15 protein-coding genes are annotated in these 16,812 nt (G+C 43.1%); 13 read left to right on the plus strand and 2 right to left on the minus strand.

Features of this window, described 5'->3' with window-relative positions; translation table 11 throughout:
* Positions 1-67: 67 nt before the first annotated feature.
* A complete protein-coding gene (gene folD / locus CXF69_RS11765) occupies positions 68-946 on the plus strand; it encodes a bifunctional methylenetetrahydrofolate dehydrogenase/methenyltetrahydrofolate cyclohydrolase FolD (RefSeq protein WP_101206219.1) in 879 nt (292 codons plus the stop codon).
* Positions 947-1,045: 99 nt separating this feature from the next.
* The gene (locus CXF69_RS11770) at positions 1,046-1,564 is read left to right on the plus strand and encodes a phosphate-starvation-inducible protein PsiE (protein ID WP_057759021.1); all 519 of its coding nucleotides are present in this window, start codon (positions 1,046-1,048) and stop codon (positions 1,562-1,564) included.
* Positions 1,565-1,663: 99 nt separating this feature from the next.
* Here the strand turns inward: CXF69_RS11770 and corA are convergent, their stop codons facing one another.
* A complete protein-coding gene (gene corA, locus CXF69_RS11775; RefSeq protein WP_404944629.1) occupies positions 1,664-2,818 on the minus strand; it encodes a magnesium/cobalt transporter CorA in 1,155 nt (384 codons plus the stop codon).
* Between the two features lie 162 nt (positions 2,819-2,980).
* On the minus strand, positions 2,981-3,370 hold the full coding sequence (locus CXF69_RS11780) for a DUF2237 family protein (protein ID WP_057759025.1): 390 nt from the start codon (positions 3,368-3,370) through the stop codon (positions 2,981-2,983).
* 488 nt (positions 3,371-3,858) lie between these two features.
* On the opposite strand from CXF69_RS11780, the gene CXF69_RS11785 reads away from it, so the two are divergent.
* The 11 genes from CXF69_RS11785 (at position 3,859) to bamB (ending at position 16,788) form a co-directional block, all read left to right on the plus strand.
* Positions 3,859-5,157 carry an ATP phosphoribosyltransferase regulatory subunit gene (locus CXF69_RS11785; RefSeq protein WP_101206217.1) on the plus strand — a complete coding sequence of 433 codons (1,299 nt, stop codon included), beginning with the start codon at positions 3,859-3,861 and terminating at the stop codon, positions 5,155-5,157.
* 207 nt (positions 5,158-5,364) lie between these two features.
* Positions 5,365-6,654, plus strand: a complete 1,290-nt coding sequence (locus CXF69_RS11790; RefSeq protein ID WP_057759029.1) for an adenylosuccinate synthase — start codon at positions 5,365-5,367, stop codon at positions 6,652-6,654.
* A 258-nt stretch (positions 6,655-6,912) separates the two neighbouring features.
* Positions 6,913-7,329, plus strand: a complete 417-nt coding sequence (locus CXF69_RS11795; RefSeq protein ID WP_101206216.1) for a lysozyme inhibitor LprI family protein — start codon at positions 6,913-6,915, stop codon at positions 7,327-7,329.
* Between the two features lie 422 nt (positions 7,330-7,751).
* Positions 7,752-8,183, plus strand: coding sequence for a nucleoside-diphosphate kinase (gene ndk, locus CXF69_RS11800; RefSeq protein WP_057759031.1), 432 nt, complete (start codon positions 7,752-7,754; stop codon positions 8,181-8,183).
* A 513-nt stretch (positions 8,184-8,696) separates the two neighbouring features.
* Positions 8,697-9,926, plus strand: coding sequence for a dual-specificity RNA methyltransferase RlmN (gene rlmN, locus CXF69_RS11805; RefSeq protein ID WP_057759033.1), 1,230 nt, complete (start codon positions 8,697-8,699; stop codon positions 9,924-9,926).
* 211 nt (positions 9,927-10,137) lie between these two features.
* The gene (gene pilW / locus CXF69_RS11810; protein ID WP_227522979.1) at positions 10,138-11,073 is read left to right on the plus strand and encodes a type IV pilus biogenesis/stability protein PilW; all 936 of its coding nucleotides are present in this window, start codon (positions 10,138-10,140) and stop codon (positions 11,071-11,073) included.
* A complete protein-coding gene (locus CXF69_RS11815; protein WP_101206214.1) occupies positions 11,070-11,882 on the plus strand; it encodes a helix-turn-helix domain-containing protein in 813 nt (270 codons plus the stop codon). The genes pilW and CXF69_RS11815 overlap by 4 nt, the downstream gene beginning before the upstream one ends.
* Positions 11,883-12,040: 158 nt before the next feature.
* Complete coding sequence (gene ispG, locus CXF69_RS11820) at positions 12,041-13,156, plus strand: flavodoxin-dependent (E)-4-hydroxy-3-methylbut-2-enyl-diphosphate synthase (RefSeq protein WP_101206213.1); 1,116 nt, start codon at positions 12,041-12,043, stop codon at positions 13,154-13,156.
* A 123-nt stretch (positions 13,157-13,279) separates the two neighbouring features.
* Positions 13,280-14,569 (plus strand): histidine--tRNA ligase, encoded by a 1,290-nt coding sequence (gene hisS / locus CXF69_RS11825; protein WP_102078152.1) that lies wholly within the window; start codon positions 13,280-13,282, stop codon positions 14,567-14,569.
* 69 nt (positions 14,570-14,638) lie between these two features.
* Positions 14,639-15,433, plus strand: a complete 795-nt coding sequence (locus CXF69_RS11830; RefSeq protein ID WP_102078151.1) for a YfgM family protein — start codon at positions 14,639-14,641, stop codon at positions 15,431-15,433.
* A 146-nt stretch (positions 15,434-15,579) separates the two neighbouring features.
* Complete coding sequence (gene bamB / locus CXF69_RS11835; RefSeq protein WP_102078150.1) at positions 15,580-16,788, plus strand: outer membrane protein assembly factor BamB; 1,209 nt, start codon at positions 15,580-15,582, stop codon at positions 16,786-16,788.
* The last annotated feature ends 24 nt before the right edge of the window (positions 16,789-16,812 follow it).

Raw genomic sequence — 16,812 nt, forward strand, 5'->3', positions numbered from 1 at the left:
CAGGCATGCAAAGTATTTGCGCGCGCTGTCTTTATTTTTTTATATCGTACCCTCTATTGGAGTTACTATGTCTACTGCCCAAGAATCCGCCACCGTTTTGGACGGCAAAGCACTTGCCAAACAAATAGAACAGGATCTGCGCACGCGCGTAGATACGATTAAGGAAAAGACTGGCCGCACCCCAAGTTTAGCGACGATATTGGTTGGTGACGATCCAGCCTCTGCCACTTATGTTCGTATGAAAGGCAACGCTTGCAAGCGTGTTGGCATGGACTCTATACGCGTTGAGATGCCAAGTGCCACGACCACTGAGCAGCTCATGGCAAAGATAGATGAGTTAAATAGCAATCCAGATGTACATGGTATTTTGCTACAGCATCCGGTTCCTGAGCATATTGATGAGCGTGCTTGTTTTGAGCAGACTGGTTTAGCAAAAGACGTCGATGGTGTGACTTGTCTTGGTTTTGGTCGTATGGCGATGCAGCAGTCAGCTTATGGCTCATGCACACCGCAGGGCATCATGCATTTGCTAGAGCATCATAATATCGAGCTATCAGGTAAAGAAGCAGTGGTCGTAGGGCGTAGTGCTATCTTAGGTAAGCCAATGGCGATGATGCTATTGAATGCTAACTGTACAGTGACTATCTGTCATTCAAGAACTCAAGATTTGGCGGCGCATATTAAGCGTGCAGATATCGTGGTTGGTGCCGTAGGTGTACCTGAGCTGATTAAAGCAGAGTGGATCAAATCAGGAGCGGTTGTCGTTGATGCAGGTTTCCATCCAACAGATGATGGCGGTGTTGGTGATATCGAAATGCAAGGCATGGAAAACATTGCCAGCGCTTATACGCCAGTACCAGGCGGCGTTGGACCGATGACTATCAACACGCTTATTCGCCAAACGGTCGATGCTGCTGAAAAATCAGCGGGTTTGAATAAAGGCTAAAAAAATAGTCATACGAATACTGATTGCCGATACATAAGGGGCCTGAGGTAACATAGACTCAGGCTAAATCAACCACATTTCAGTTGATAGGACCTAAACATGGCTAAAAAAAACGTAGGTGTTCATGAGCGACTACAAAGTATTGGTAGAGAGTTTGTCGATGTCTGTCATTACGTTATTTTATTTCTAATCAGTGTGGTTGTCGTTTGGACTGCAGGTAAAGAGTTTATTTATATTGTCCAAAAGGGTTCAGCGGATCTAAAAGACATATTAATGTTATTTATTTACCTTGAGCTACTGGCTATGATAGGTATTTACTTTAAAACCCACCGACTGCCAGTACAGTTTTTGATATTTATTGCCATAACAGCATTGTCACGACATTTGGTGGTTGATGTGCAGGCGGTTTCAGACTATTTCCATTTATGGCTGCTTGCGACAATTTCCGTGGCCATCATGCTACTGAGCGGCTCTATTGTAATCCTGACTTGGACGGCCAAAACATTTGGTCGCCCAGAGGATAATCTTGATAAGCAGCATGCAAATCTAACAGTTAAGGCGCTATTGCCTGATAATGCTCAAGCGCCCGATAGCCATACTAAGCATCGTCGTGAATAATAAGCATCGCCGTGAATAATTAGATAGCGTTACAAAAAGATAGCAACATAAAAAAAGAGCGACCAGTGGTTGCTCTTTTTTTATGCCTAGCGTTTGGTATTACAACCATTTCAATCTTTTGAAGTTATAGTACAGATAGCTACATAGGGCGATAATAATGACCATTATGACAAGGTAAGAGTATTTCCAATGCAGCTCAGGCATAAAGTCAAAGTTCATGCCATAGATACCAGCGATGGCTGTCGGCACTGCTAGAATACCTGCCCATGCCGCGAGCTTACGCACGACTTCATTCTGACCCATATTGACCATCGCCATATAGGTATTCATCACCACGCTCAGCATTTCATTAAGACCATTAATAGCATCTAAGGAGTGCAATAGGTGATCGTTAACATCGCGAAAATACGGCTTAGCGGCTTGAGAAAATCCAGAGATAATCTCACTTTTTTTATGATTGATAAAAAAGCTACAGATGTCTTGCACAGGTAAAATAATGGCACGCATATGTACCAGTTGTGACTTTAGCTCGTAAAGGTTTTTTAGGGTGCCTTTATCAAACTCAGAGGTAAATACATAGCGTTCTTGCTCGCGCAAGTAACGGCCCAATCGATCGGTAATCGGCATATAGTTATCAACGATAAAATCGAGGATAGCATGCAGTACAAAGATAGGGCCCATGCGTAACTTCTCAGGGCGACGATGGCAATGCTCACGTACTGGCGCATAAGAGTTTGACGGACCATTGCGAATTGTAATGAGGTAGTTTTTACCCATAAATATCGCAGTAGTACCATAACGAATGACATTGTCTTCGAGCTTGGCTGTACGTAGCACCACAAAGACCATATCATTATCGTAGTTTTCGACCTTGGCGCGTTGATGATCAGCAAAAGCATCTTCAATCGCTAGCTCATGCAGGTCAAAGGCTTCTTTTACTTTGACCATGGTTTCTAAGCTTGGATCATATAGCCCAAGCCAAATAAATTGACCGTTGTTCCCTAGCGTACGACTCACATCATTGAGCGCCACTCTATTAAGGTTCTCACCTGTTTTACGTGAGTAAGCGTAGCAATTGACCACTTCGCCTGCGCTCGATGAGTCAATATCTTCATAGCGTTCAGAGTCAGGATCGTAGACCGTCATGGTCTCGATAGTGTCTTCAGTAGTGGCGTCCACATCACCATAGATATAGCTATCATCATCGTCCAAATAGAGATGCTTGTCACTCATATTGGCATAGATATGATTCATATTGGAATCAGGCGCTATATGAGCCGTTTTTTTAATCAATTGATTATTATCATTTTCCATATACTTTCCTGTCATATAATAAAAAACTTCAATAATCCAAATATGCTGTGAACGTGGCTACGGTTTTATCGTGTGCCAATACTATCTATAGGGCATAGATTTCTATAGGGCATAGCTTTTTAGCGTATCGATATCTACCAATGCTAGCAGGCTCTCGTGACACGCTTCTAGTTTGATTTGCGGTGCGATATCAAAGTCCAATGCTTCAACCCAACGTAGCGCGCAGATGCACCAGTAGTCGCCAGGTTTGAGACCAGGAAAATTGTATTCAGGTAGTGGGGTAATTAGGTCATTACCGCGACTGGCAGAGAAGTTTAAAAACTCGCTGGTCATCTTGGCACAGACAGTATGTTGACCAACATCATGGTTGCCAGTATGGCAAAAACCATTGCGATAATAGCCAGTGATGGGATCGAAACAACAGCTGGCAAGGGCGGTGCCTAAGACATTGGTTTGGTTGATGGCAGGGTTTGGGTGGTAATCAGATGACATAAGGCTTCCGAGATAAAAATATGTGTTAGTGTATCATGAGTCTGTGTTGATGACGCTGCCGTAATCACGCTCATTATCTTATGGTTAACAAAAAATAAACCTCTCGGCTATTCGCCCAATATTAAGCCAAATACATCAACGATGACTGTTACATCTGCTAAGCTAATAAGTGGCAATTGAACTGTAATTAGATAGTGATTGTGGCTAATTGTCACTAGGCGAACCTTGAGTGCTATGCTAAACTAAAGCATAAAGTGCCTTGATTATTTGTCGCAATTTTTTAGCGCATAAAGATACTCGTCTTATCATTCTAAATTATACTTATTATTCACCCTTTTGCGGTTACCTGGTTTGTTTATAAATAATTGGGTCAATGATGTTGCGCGTTAAAAATAAATACACACAGCGTCAATACCCGGCAAATCACCCTTTAAGTACCGCATCAGTACCGCGTTTTTGGTAAGCGATACGCCAAACAAGGATTTATTGTGTCTGTTAGTTCTGATTCTGCAAAACCTGCCCAGCCAAATTCTACCAACGAAACAGTGTCTCAGCCTGCCGAAAACAGTGCTGCACCCAATCGCATGCCATATTTGAGTAACTTTGGCAGTGATGTTGCCAATAGTTGGCTATTGCCTGATGGGGTGGTTGATGTCCTGTTTGAAGATGCGCATAAGCAAGAAGTGCTTAGACATCAGTTAATCGAGCAGCTTATTACTCATGGTTATCAGCTGGTTTGTCCACCGATGATCGAGTTTACTGAGTCTTTACTAAGTGATGCGTCAGAAGATCTAAAACGCCAAACCTTCAAAATTATCGATCAGTTGACGGGTCGTCTAATGGGCGTGCGCGCTGACATCACCCCGCAGATTTTGCGTATAGATGCGCATCATGGCGGTACGGGTATTGCGCGTTATTGTTACGTTGGTGATGTTATTCATACCTTGCCATCAGGACTGTTTGGCTCTCGTACGCCGCTACAGTTAGGTGCTGAGATATTTGGCTGTGCGTCACTAGCAGCAGATATTGAGCTGATAGATGTACTATTTACGATGGTGAATAAACTCAATATGAGTGCAGCGCTCCATATCGATTTGGGTCACGTAGCGATATTCAAACGTTTGGCTGAATTGGCTGAATTGTCAGACAGTGATACTGAACAATTGATGTACTTATATGCCAATAAAAACTTACCAGAGCTCAAGCGTGTTTGTCGCGCTTTGCCAATGGGTGATGATTTTTATGTGTTGGCACGCTTTGGTCACGATATCGCAAACCTATTAGCCAAATTATCAGATGCGGCGCAGCAAGACAGCCAAATCGCAACGGCAATTGATGAGCTACAGCGTTTGAAAAACTATCTACAAGACCAATGGCAGTGCCCAGTCAGTATTGATGTGACTGAGCTATCAGGCTATCACTATCATACTGGCATCGTCTTCAATGGTTATATCAATAATGAGACTCAGCCACTCGTACGTGGTGGTCGTTTTGATGGTATGCAAAGCCAGACGCAAGCATTACGTGCAGCCACAGGCTTTAGTATGGATGTCAGCCGATTGCTGGCTCATACACAGTTAGATGCGCCAACCGTTGTCTTGGTTGATTTTGCCGCTTTGTCTAATGCAAATACAGATGAGATGCAGACGCTACTGCAACAAGTAGAGAGTCTACGTCAGCAAGGCTATCGCGTTACTATGCCATTAGATGCACAGGACAGTCCAGATGATGTTACGCATCGTTTGAGCATGGATGATGACAGTCAATGGCAGCTACAAACTGTTTAATTGTCTAATAGTAGGCGATTAAATGGCGCACGCGGCACACGTAGCCAAAATTATTCAGTACAGATTACGAGAACGTAAAATTATTTGTTAGATATTTCAGTGTTTCTATTTCATAAATCACTGAGATAAAAAGATATAGCTAAGAAAATCATTTTAATTTTCAGCTTTTATTGCACACACCTCAATACATAAAGGTAAGGATTGATCATGGGTAAGAATGTTGTAGTTTTGGGTAGCCAATGGGGCGACGAAGGTAAGGGTAAAATCGTTGATTTACTTACCGAAAAAGCCTCAGCAGTAGCCCGCTTCCAAGGCGGTCATAATGCTGGTCACACGTTGGTTGTCGATGGCAAAACCACTGTCTTGCATTTGATTCCATCAGGTATCTTGCGTGAAGGCGTCACTTGCTTTATCGGTAATGGCGTGGTGTTAGCACCTGACGCATTACTAAAGGAAATGAAAGAGCTAGAAGACAACAACGTACCAGTACGTGAGCGTCTACGTATCTCTCCTAATTGCCCACTTATCATGCCTTATCACGTGGCACTTGATCAAGCTCGTGAAGCCAAGCGTGGTTCTGGTAAAATCGGTACAACAGGTCGCGGTATCGGTCCTGCATACGAAGACAAAGTAGCACGCCGTGCGATTAAACTTGCTGATTTGTTCCGTGAAGATCTAGAAGAAAAGCTACGTAACCTAATCGAATATCATAACTTCCAACTGACTGAATACTATAAAGTTGAAGCGATTGATTTTGATGAGACACTTAAGCTTTGTAAAGAGTGGAAAGAAGAGATTAAAGGTATGGTTACTGATGTAACTGAAGACCTAAATCAATTACGTCTGGCTGGCAAAAACCTAATGTTTGAAGGTGCTCAAGGCACGCTGCTTGATATCGACCATGGTACTTATCCGTTTGTAACCAGCTCAAGTGTAACTGCTGGTGGTGTATCAACGGGTACAGGTATCGGTCCATTGTATTTAGACTATGTACTTGGTATCACCAAAGCGTACACTACGCGCGTTGGTAGTGGTCCATTCCCAACTGAATTGTTCGATGATGTTGGTGCTCACTTAGCCAAAGTCGGTCATGAATTTGGTGCGACGACTGGTCGTGCCCGTCGTTGTGGTTGGTTCGATGCTGAAGCATTACGCCGTGCAGTAGTACTTAACTCTATGTCAGGTATTTGCTTGACCAAGCTTGACGTACTAGATGGTCTTGAAGAATTGCTAATCGGTGTAGGTTACAACCTACCTGAAACTGAGTGTGCAGGCGCGCATGATGCTGAATTCTACGAGTCAGTCACACCTAAGTACGAAACAATGCAAGGCTGGAGCGAGTCTACCGTTGGCATTACGAACTATGATGAGCTTCCAGAAAACGCTAAAAAATACATCAAACGTATCGAAGCATTGATCGGTTGCCCAGTTGATATTATCTCAACTGGTCCTGATCGCGAAGAGACTATCGTATTGCGTGATCCGTACGACGCTTAGTTTTTACTACAAACTTGATTAAATAGTTTTTAGTATTAATAAAAAACCTCAACGCTAAGCGTTGGGGTTTTTTGTGTGTGCTACTTCAAGAAATTGATTGATTACCTTGAATTTCAACAGTGTAAGAGTAGGGCTACTAGCTATAATATCATCTAAAAATATCATAAATAATGGATATACTGACATTATTTTGGCTTAATTAAGTGTAAGATATTATAGACGGATTTGGTTTTATCAACATACAAAAAGGAATTTGCTATGACAACGAATACGCTTAAATCCACGATTCGCAATACCTCTATAGCAATAGTTACATCCGCAGCTTTCATGTTGCCTATGTTTGCTTGGGGTGCAGAAAACTGTGACAAACCAAACAATGACTTTGATGGGCTATATTGCCTGACGAAAGTATACTTAGAAGCAGATAAAGAGCTTAACAACTCTTACAGTAAATTGAGTAAACTCCTAAACAAACAGCAAAAAGCCACGCTTAAACGCGGACAATTAGCGTGGATGCGCGAGCGCAACGACCAATGTAGTTATAACGATGGTGATGGTTTCTTTGTCAATATGAGCTGTGCCACCAATAAGACAGCTAATCGAGTTAATTTTTTGAATGAACGTGTGCGTGAATGCAATGCAGGTAGTTGTCGAGACAGTCGCTTAGATGATTAAATGTTTTGATTGGTAGTATGTATTAGCAAAACTCTTAGCAAGGTGTGTTGAGGGTTTTCTAATCATTAATAATGATATAAATACTCTATAAAATCAGTCTGGTAGCTATAAGTGATAAATATGAGTAGCGATAAGGTAAGTAAGTCGATAGCTCATGCATCTGTTGTTGATGAGTACTTAACTTGGATGTAAGTAAGATACTGTTATAAATTTACTTTTATGCAAGGTATGGTCATAAATTAACCCTATCATTTATGGCCTTAATCATTATAATAGGCAGCAATCCGATGTTGGCACTTATGGTTATACACTGATATACCATGAGTTGTGTAAAACAGTCCAAGTCAACATTGTGGCTAAAGCTAAAACAACGCATTAATTTTTCATATTTTATTGAATTTATCATTTATTAGGAGCTTCTCATGGCTAACGAACGTACTTTATCTATCATCAAACCTGACGCAGTTGCTGGCAATCACATCGGCGCTATCTATAGCCGTTTTGAACAAGCTGGTCTAAAAATCGTTGCAGCTAAAATGCTACAACTTGATGATGAAAAAGCAGGCGGTTTTTATGCTGAGCACGCTGAGCGTCCATTTTACAACGACCTAAAATCTTTCATGATGTCAGGTCCAGTATTGGTATCAGTACTAGAAGGCGAAAACGCTATCGCTCAGCATCGTGAAATCATGGGTGCAACTAACCCAAAAGAAGCTGCTGAAGGCACTATCCGTGCTGACTTCGCTAGCAGCATCGACGAAAACGCAGTACATGGTTCAGATTCAGCTGAATCAGCAGCACGTGAAATCAGCTACTTCTTCAGCGATGATGAAGTTTGTGCACGTACACGCTAATATAGTAAATCAGCGATAAGCTTTTACGGCATTCGATTTGTTCGAGGTAACTGCTATAATAAGACAGCTACGATTTAAACTGATCTTACCTGTATGAGTTTTATACTTGATTGACTACAGACGAATTATTTACAACATTGATTGTTCATAATTGGTTTGCGAGACGGCTTATATCTTATGGGTATAGGCCGTTTTAGCTATTATAATAATCCTATAGTCCAAGAGTTACTAAACTGCTAGGGCGTTACCCTCCTGGGATGTACTACTTGTACAATCTACAGTTGGCTGCCTTGTATCTGCTTTAGAGTTCTGTAATTATATTATTCATTGAAATTCTTAGTGACTTGCCTCATTATTGATTTTACTTAGCGTTATCAATCCCTTATCAGCATGTTTTCATTAATTCGAAAAACTGCGCTCATAGCGGATTGCTCATGCACTCATGTATGTATGGCAAAGCCCATATAAATAATTGCACCGCTTATCTAAGCTTCTGCAAAAAGGTTACCTATTATGTCAACTGTTCAAGCACCTACTCAGCACGTACCTGCTAAGATTACTGATAGCATTAAGCTAGTAGATGAGGCACATGCCAAAACCAATCTATTGGGTATGACGCAAGCGCAACTGGCTGATTACTTCAAGAGTATTGGTGAAAAACCATTTCGATCTACTCAGGTAATCAAGTGGATTTATCAGCATGGCGTGACCGATTTTGAGCAAATGACCAATTTGAGTAAGTCGTTGCGAGACAAATTATCGCTTAATGCTTGTGTGGTACCGCCCAAAGTGATTCATCGTCAATACAGCGATGATGGTACGCGTAAGTGGGTATTTGAAGTTACTGGCGGCTCGTTGGTTGAGACGGTGCTTATTCCTGCAGATGATAGCAAGTTAAATGGCCGTAAGACATTATGCGTGTCTTCTCAAGTAGGCTGTGCACTAGACTGTAGCTTCTGTAGTACAGGTAAGCAAGGGTTTGAGCGTGACTTAAGTGCGGCTGAAATTATCGGTCAGTTATGGGTCGCTAATGCGTCATATATGACAGATGAAAATGAAAGTTTAGAAAACGTTGATCATAGCCTATGGGAAAATAACGTCACCAACGTGGTGATGATGGGCATGGGTGAGCCGCTATTGAACTATAAACCTGTAGTAGGTTCAATGGAGTTGATGCTAAGCGATCATGCTTATGGACTGTCAAAGCGTCGCGTCACGTTATCGACTTCTGGTGTCGTTCCGAAAATGTATCAGCTAGCACAAGACATCGATGTGGCATTGGCTATTTCACTGCATGCACCAAATGATGAGCTGCGTAACGAGCTGGTACCAATTAATAAAAAATATCCGTTAGAAGAGCTGATTGCAGCGGCAAAAAACTATGTCTATGATGTCAATCCACGTCATAAGAAGCACGTTACGATTGAATATGTGATGCTTGATGGCGTCAATGACAGTAATGAGCATGCCCATCAGTTAGTTGCTTTATTAGAAGGGTTACCAAGTAAGATTAACCTTATTCCGTTCAACCCATTCCCACATGCACCGTATGACAAATCAAGCAACAACCGTATTCATGCGTTTAGTAATATATTGAGCGAAGCGGGTTTCGTTTGTACGATTCGCCAAACACGTGGTGATGACATCGATGCCGCTTGTGGTCAGTTGGTTGGACAAGTTGCCGATCGTACTAGACGCTCAGCCGCGTGGCAGCAGAGCATTAAAGATCGTGAAAGCGTTTAGCACGTTCTCTAGAAGATAAACGTTATATTCGACTGGTATAGCGTTTTAGCTGTCTTTTGTCTGTCGCAATGGTAAGAAAATGTAGCAATGACTGTCAAGATTGCAGAACGTGGCAATTAATAACAACTAAATTGTACTTATAGGGGTTAAATCTATTAAACTGAGGTCTCGAAGATCGAACGCATTGAATCCCAGTTTTATGATGGCGGCTATGATGACTTCTAAAAATTCTTGTCAGTTCAAATATCAAAAATCATTTTCTAAATTTTATAAGCAGTCGAGTATCAATGCTGCCCAAACCGCTTTGCCAAAGCGTGCAGTGCTGTCGGCAGTATTTGGCGTCCTTGTATTAAGTGGCTGTCAGACCACCCCGACTAATGATTTGCTAGGTAACTCTCCTTATCAAACATCTACGCGCGCTAGCAACGATCGAAATTTAGATCAGCAGGAAATCGCCCGTGTACGTACCTCACTTGCCGCGCAATACATCCGAAAAAATGAGCTTGATACCGCGCAGCAGCAGCTTGAAAAAGCCTTTGCTGCCGATAGCCGTTATGCGCCAGCCTATGATATGATGGGCGTTTTGTTGCAGCAAGAAGGCAGCCGTATCAATCTAGCCAAAGCTGATGAGTACTTCAAAAAAGCAATCGCGCTAGATAAAGACTTTGTACAAGCACACAATAATTATGGCGTATATCTGTCACAGACAAAGCGCTATCGTGAAGCAGCAGAACAGTTTGAGATTGCAGGGGCGACGCTAGGCTATGAAGGCCGTATTGGCGCGCTAGAAAACCTAGGTCGCACTTATCTACAGTTAGGTGATAATAGTGCCGCTTCAAAAGCATTTTTACGCGCACTCGATGGCAATCGTAACAGCATCATTGCTCATATCGAATTGGTAGATTTGCTGCTGCAACAACAGCGTGTACCGCAGGCACAGAGACTGTATGATGAGACGCTGATATTGGTGCAGGGGCAGGGTGTTAGCCCGCGCTTGCTCTTACAAGGTATCAAGCTTGCAGCAGCACAAAGTAATATAACAACGCGCCAGCAATTGGCACAGCAGCTTTTATCCGCTTATCCGCTAAGTGATGAAGCAAAACAACTTAAGACTTGGCTTAACAATCCAGAGGCACCATGGAAATGATCACCCCATCATCTAACACTCAATCTAACGCTCAGGGATCATTTGGTGCCGTGTTGCAGCAAGCCCGTAAAAACAAGCAAGTAACTTTAGAAGCAGCGGCGGCTGAGCTGTTCATTCTAAAGCGTCATTTGGAGGCCTTAGAAAGCGAAAACTTCGCTGAGCTACCACAGGCTGCATTTGCTCGTGGTTTTGCGATTAACTATGCCAAATATTTGGGCTTAGATTCAGCAAAAATCGCTAGTAGCTTCGATGCTGCCTATCCTAATGAATTAAAGGCCAAATCAGCCAGCAATATCGATACGCCGCTGCGCCCAATGGGGACTTTGCAGCGTGATACTCATAACCGTATCCGCTTTAACCCGCTATTGATCATAGGCGTTATCGGATTGATTATCTTGGCGGTGTTCCTATTCCGTATGGTGAGTAACGCTAGCAAAGAAAACACCCAAGAGCCTGTATCAGCTGTGGAGGACATGTCAGCGATAGAGCAAGCCCAAGGTGCCGCCATCAATAGTGATGCAAGTGGCGTTGGTGCTTCTGGCTCTGCATTGAATCTGGGTGATGCTGCAACGACTGCTACCCTAAACCTTGTATTGACAAGCGACGCTGTGGTTAGTATCACGGATGCTTCTGGAAACAGTCTAATAAATGGTTCTCAGTCTGCGGGTAACTATGACTTGTCAGGTATGCCACCGTTTAATGTGCAAATTGATAATATCGATAATGTTAGCTTGATGCTCGATCAACAACCAGTCGCGTTAGAGACGTATGCAACAGATAAGCAAGCTACTTTCGAATTGGCACCATAGCCAGTTGCATAAGTGCCAAATTTAAATAAAGCACTAATATGTTTAGATGAAGCATCTATGTGTTTGAATAAAGCGAATATGTGTATGCTGATTTAGCTGGTTTATATTATATGTACAAAGGCCTAGGGCTTTTCTATTTTTGATTCAAGGATTTATGTATGTCAATGCCATCGCCTATTAATCGTCGTCTGACCAAAAAAATCTATGTCGGTGATGTCGCGGTTGGTGGTGATGCACCAATTAGCGTACAGAGCATGACCAATACTGATACCTGTGATGTAGCAGCCACTGTCGCTCAAATCGAGCGTTGTGTCGAAGCAGGTGCAGATTTGATGCGCGTATCAACGCCAACGATGGATACGGTCAAAGCCTTTGGTGAAATTCGCAAATTGGTAAGCGTGCCTTTGATCGCTGATGTGCATTTCGATCATAAAATCGCTTTGGCCGTTGCTGAAGCGGGCGCTGACTGCTTACGTATCAATCCTGGTAACATTGGTAGCGATGCCAAAGTACGTGAAGTGGTCGCTTGCGCCAAATATCATAATATTCCTATTCGTATTGGCGTCAACGCTGGCTCTTTAGAAAAAGACATACAGCGCAAGTATACTGAGCCAACTGGCGAGGCAATGCTTGAATCAGCAATGCGCCATATTGATATTTTAGAGCGTCTTAACTTTGACCAATATAAAGTATCTGTTAAAGCCAGTAACGTGTTTTTGACATTGGATGCTTATCGTTTAATATCAGCGCAAATTGACAATCCATTACATTTGGGCGTGACGGAAGCGGGTGTCTACCGTACGGGCGCTGTCAAATCTGCTATCGCGCTAGGTGGATTATTGCTAGACGGTATTGGCGATACTATTCGTATCTCATTAGCCGCCGAGCCTGAAGAAGAGATTAAGATTGGTTTTGACATTCTGAAATCGCTTAATATTCGTTCGAACGGTGTAAATTTTATTGCCTGTCCAAGCTGCTCGCGTCAAGAGTTTGACGTGATTAAAGTAATGACAGCGTTAGAGTCTCGCCTAGAAGATATTCGTGAACCGATGAATCTATCTGTGATTGGGTGCAAAGTGAATGGTCCAGGAGAAGCAAAAGAGGCCGATATCGGTATCGTTGGTGCTGCCCCTAGATCATTGGTCTATCGTATGGGTGAAAAAAGCCACCTTATTGATACAGGCAATCTGGTCGATGAAATAGAAGGTATGGTTCGCGCCCATGCAGAAGAGTTGGCGAAAAAACGTGAGAATGAAATCATTCGCGTAAAATAAGCCATACATTAGATTGATACGTTAAGCTATATCGTCATAGCATCAATTAGATATAGCGCTTATTTGAAGATATAGAAAACAATAATAGAATACCTGTTAAACATTTAAGGATACGACCGTACCATGATCAAAGCTATCAAAGGTTTTAATGATATTTTGCCTGACCAATCAGCAAAGTGGCTGCATTTAGAAGCGATATTGGCTGATGTACTTGGTAGGTACGGTTACGAGCATATTCGCTTGCCTATCGTTGAACAAACGGATCTATTTGCCCGTGCTATTGGCGGCGCGACTGACATTGTCGAAAAAGAAATGTACAGCTTTACTGATAAATCTGAGCCACCAACGCCATTAGCGTTGCGTCCTGAAGGCACAGCTGGAGCAGTACGCGCAGTTATCGAGCACAACTTGCTACGCGGTGACACGCCCAAGCTTTGGTACATCGGTCCGATGTTCCGCTACGAGCGTCCGCAAAAAGGCCGCTATCGCCAGTTTCATCAGTTAGGTGTCGAGAGCTTCGGTAGTGCATTACCAGATGCTGATGCTGAGCTGATTGCAATGACTCATCTGATGTGGCAAGAGCTAGGCCTCAACAATGAGATGCGTTTGCAACTAAACAGTTTGGGTGAGCTGGATGAGCGCTATGCTTATCGCGAAGCATTGGTTACTTATTTGACTGATAAAAAAGACCAGCTAGACGAAGACAGTAAGCGCCGTCTAACGACTAACCCTTTACGTATCTTGGATAGTAAAGAAGCGAGTACGCAAGCAGTATTGGCAGATGCGCCAAAGCTTGCTGACTTCTTAGGTGAAGAGAGTGTGGCGCATTTTGAGCAGGTCAAAGCCTATCTGACTGCGCTTAATATCGATTTTGAAATCAATCCGCACTTAGTACGTGGCCTTGATTATTACAATAAAACGGTATTTGAGTGGGTAACGGATAAGCTTGGAAGCCAAGCTACCGTTTGTGCTGGTGGTCGTTATGATGGGCTAGTAGGGCAATTAAAATCAATCGGTACAGATGGCAGTAAACCAGTCAAATCTGAGCCTGGTGTTGGTTTTGCAATGGGGCTTGAGCGTCTATTGTTATTGATAGAAGCGGTTGCGCCGATTGCTGACGTACCTGCTTGTGATGTATTCGTGGTGGCCCATCCTGAGGTGTATAGTGCTGGTATAAGCTATGCACAGAACTTACGTCACAGTCGTCCAGATGTACGAGTAAAGATGGCCAGTGCCACGAGTCTAAAAGCGCAAATGAAGAAGGCAGACAAGTCAGGCGCGGCATTGACAGTCATCATCGCCCAGCAAGAGCTGGATGATAATACGATTAGTATTAAAGATATGCAGACAGGTGAGCAAAAGACGGTCGCCCAAGATTGGCTATCAAATAAAGATAACTTTTCTCGTCGCTAACCGACTTTGACTAATAAGCTTTGTTTGTCGCACTAGCAATTTAATGTAAATTTTATCAGGTAAATATATATGGCTCTGACACCTAATTCGCCGAATGCAGATAACTCCATGCAAGCGCTAAAGCAATATGGTAGTTATATCGTTACTGCGATTTTGTTAGCACTGGCCGCCTACTTTGGTTGGACATACTGGCAAAACAACCATGCGCGAGTAGATACCGTCGCCGCCGATCAATATGCTGATATTCAGCAGCTAAACGAAGAGGTCAAACTGGCCTCGCAAAACCCAGATTTGGAGGCAGAGGCTCAAGAAGCACTTACCCAAAGTCGTAGCCAGCTAGACAAAGATATTGATACCTTGGTCAGTACGCACGGTGAGTCGGTTTACGCATGGCAAGCGCTAATGATAAAGGCACGTCAACAAGTAGACAATGATGACTTTGCAGCAGCGACTGAGACATTCAAAAAAGCATTGGCCATCGATTTGGGTGATGCTGGTCTAGAAGCGATTACTCGTTTACGCTATGCAAAAACATTATTGGCTGCAGGTGATACAGATGCTGCACTTTCAGAAGCAAACAATGATATGCCAAGCTCGTTTGAAGCAAGTCAGCAGGAGCTGCTAGGGGATATTTACTTAGCGCAAGACAATAAAGATTCAGCGATTAAATCTTATAGCAATGCGTGGGAGCTATTACGTAGCCGTCAAGAAACGCGTGCAGTATTGGCATTAAAGATGGAAAGCTTAGGTATCACGGCTGAGCCGATTGCTGAGCAAACCAGTCTTATTCAAGAGCCATCTGCTCCTGAGCCGTCGCTAGTGATGGATACCTCGAACGAAGTCGCTGTCGAAGCAGGGCAGTAAGTCAGTAGGCTAGATATTAAGTCAGTAGTATAGTATTGAGAGTTGGTAATCATCCAAAGCTCTTTTTTAATATAACCTAATGATTACTAATTTGCGGTTGGCCAATTTACCAATTAATAATAATTTATCTGTAGTGAGAACATACAATGACTCAATCTATTCGCTCTAGCAAAATGTTAAACACCAAGACTATCAAAAAGACAGTCATGCATGTGGCCGTACTGGCAGTAATGAGCACGGCAGTGATTGGATGTAATCGCGGTATTAAGCCTGTGGTTAATGATCCGGTAAAATTGGTACAAATCGCTCAGCCGATTAGCGTAGTACAGCCTGTTTTTAGTACCGATGTTGGCAATAAAAAAGCCAGCAAAAAAGATCCGTTAGATTTGCAAGTTGGCTATGCCAATGGTCAAATCGTTACTGCATCACGCGGTGGTGAGCTGTCAGGGTTTAATAGTGCAGGCGAGCGCGTATGGTCAATCAATGTTGACGACCAAATCACCGGCGGTGTTGCAGTAGATGCATTGAGCCAGACAGCTATCGTTAGTACTCGTGGTGGCAAGGTCATGGCGTTTGATAGCACGACTGGTGCAAAACGCTGGCAGCAGCAGTTATCAGGTTCGGTTTTGACGCCAGCACTGATTACCAATAATCGTGTGGTATTATCAGCGAATGATGGTTTCTTACATGGTCTGTCACTACAAACTGGACAATCGGTATGGCAGTTCGCAACTCAAGTACCTGCTATCAGCGTTCGCGGTAGCGCTGCGCCAACTTTATTAGACAATGAGACAGCGCTTTTGGCCACAGCTGATGGTCGCCTGCACGCAATTACTGTCGATAACGGTCTTCCGCTATGGTCAAGACGTGTTGGCGTAGGTGCTGGTAGTAGTGAAGTTGAACGCATGAGTGACGTCGATGGCAAACCTATCGTAGATAAAAATCAGTTGTTTGCGATCAGCTATAGTGGTCAGCTATTAGGTATTGATTTGGCCTCGCGTCAGGTGATGTTTGTCAATGAAATTGCGAGTCTCAAATCATTGGCGGTAAATACTCAGCAAGTTATCGCTACCAGTCTAGATGGCAAAGTAGTTGCTTATGATCGCAACAGTGGCGAGACGCTATGGGAAAGTGACGAATTGGCTTACCGTGATCTCACCAATCCTGTGATGATTGGCAACTATATCGCCATTGGTGATTTCGATGGCGTAGTGCATTTGCTTGATCCTGCTACGGGTAGCATCGTTAGTCGTGTAGAGACAAAAGGTGCGTTGACCAACTTGCAAGTACAAGGTAGCCGTTTAATGACTCAAAGTACGTCAGGACAAGTTGCTATCTGGCAGTTAGTACGCTAATAACTATGTAGTTAGGTGATTAAC

The organism is Psychrobacter sp. Choline-02u-9 (assembly GCF_002836505.1).
Lineage (GTDB): Bacteria > Pseudomonadota > Gammaproteobacteria > Pseudomonadales > Moraxellaceae > Psychrobacter.

What these genes read in the sequence shown, in the direction of transcription:
- folD (WP_101206219.1), top strand. Translation starts at nt 68, where the DNA reads ATGTCTACTGCCCAAGAATCCGCCACCGTTTTGGACGGCAAAGCACTT.
- bamB (WP_102078150.1), top strand. Translation starts at nt 15,580, where the DNA reads ATGACTCAATCTATTCGCTCTAGCAAAATGTTAAACACCAAGACTATC.
- CXF69_RS11780 (WP_057759025.1), bottom strand. Translation starts at nt 3,370, where the DNA reads ATGTCATCTGATTACCACCCAAACCCTGCCATCAACCAAACCAATGTC.
- ndk (WP_057759031.1), top strand. Translation starts at nt 7,752, where the DNA reads ATGGCTAACGAACGTACTTTATCTATCATCAAACCTGACGCAGTTGCT.
- corA (WP_404944629.1), bottom strand. Translation starts at nt 2,818, where the DNA reads ATGAATCATATCTATGCCAATATGAGTGACAAGCATCTCTATTTGGAC.
- rlmN (WP_057759033.1), top strand. Translation starts at nt 8,697, where the DNA reads ATGTCAACTGTTCAAGCACCTACTCAGCACGTACCTGCTAAGATTACT.
- CXF69_RS11815 (WP_101206214.1), top strand. Translation starts at nt 11,070, where the DNA reads ATGATCACCCCATCATCTAACACTCAATCTAACGCTCAGGGATCATTT.
- CXF69_RS11770 (WP_057759021.1), top strand. Translation starts at nt 1,046, where the DNA reads ATGGCTAAAAAAAACGTAGGTGTTCATGAGCGACTACAAAGTATTGGT.
- CXF69_RS11795 (WP_101206216.1), top strand. Translation starts at nt 6,913, where the DNA reads ATGACAACGAATACGCTTAAATCCACGATTCGCAATACCTCTATAGCA.
- pilW (WP_227522979.1), top strand. Translation starts at nt 10,138, where the DNA reads ATGATGACTTCTAAAAATTCTTGTCAGTTCAAATATCAAAAATCATTT.
- CXF69_RS11790 (WP_057759029.1), top strand. Translation starts at nt 5,365, where the DNA reads ATGGGTAAGAATGTTGTAGTTTTGGGTAGCCAATGGGGCGACGAAGGT.
- hisS (WP_102078152.1), top strand. Translation starts at nt 13,280, where the DNA reads ATGATCAAAGCTATCAAAGGTTTTAATGATATTTTGCCTGACCAATCA.
- ispG (WP_101206213.1), top strand. Translation starts at nt 12,041, where the DNA reads ATGTCAATGCCATCGCCTATTAATCGTCGTCTGACCAAAAAAATCTAT.
- CXF69_RS11830 (WP_102078151.1), top strand. Translation starts at nt 14,639, where the DNA reads ATGGCTCTGACACCTAATTCGCCGAATGCAGATAACTCCATGCAAGCG.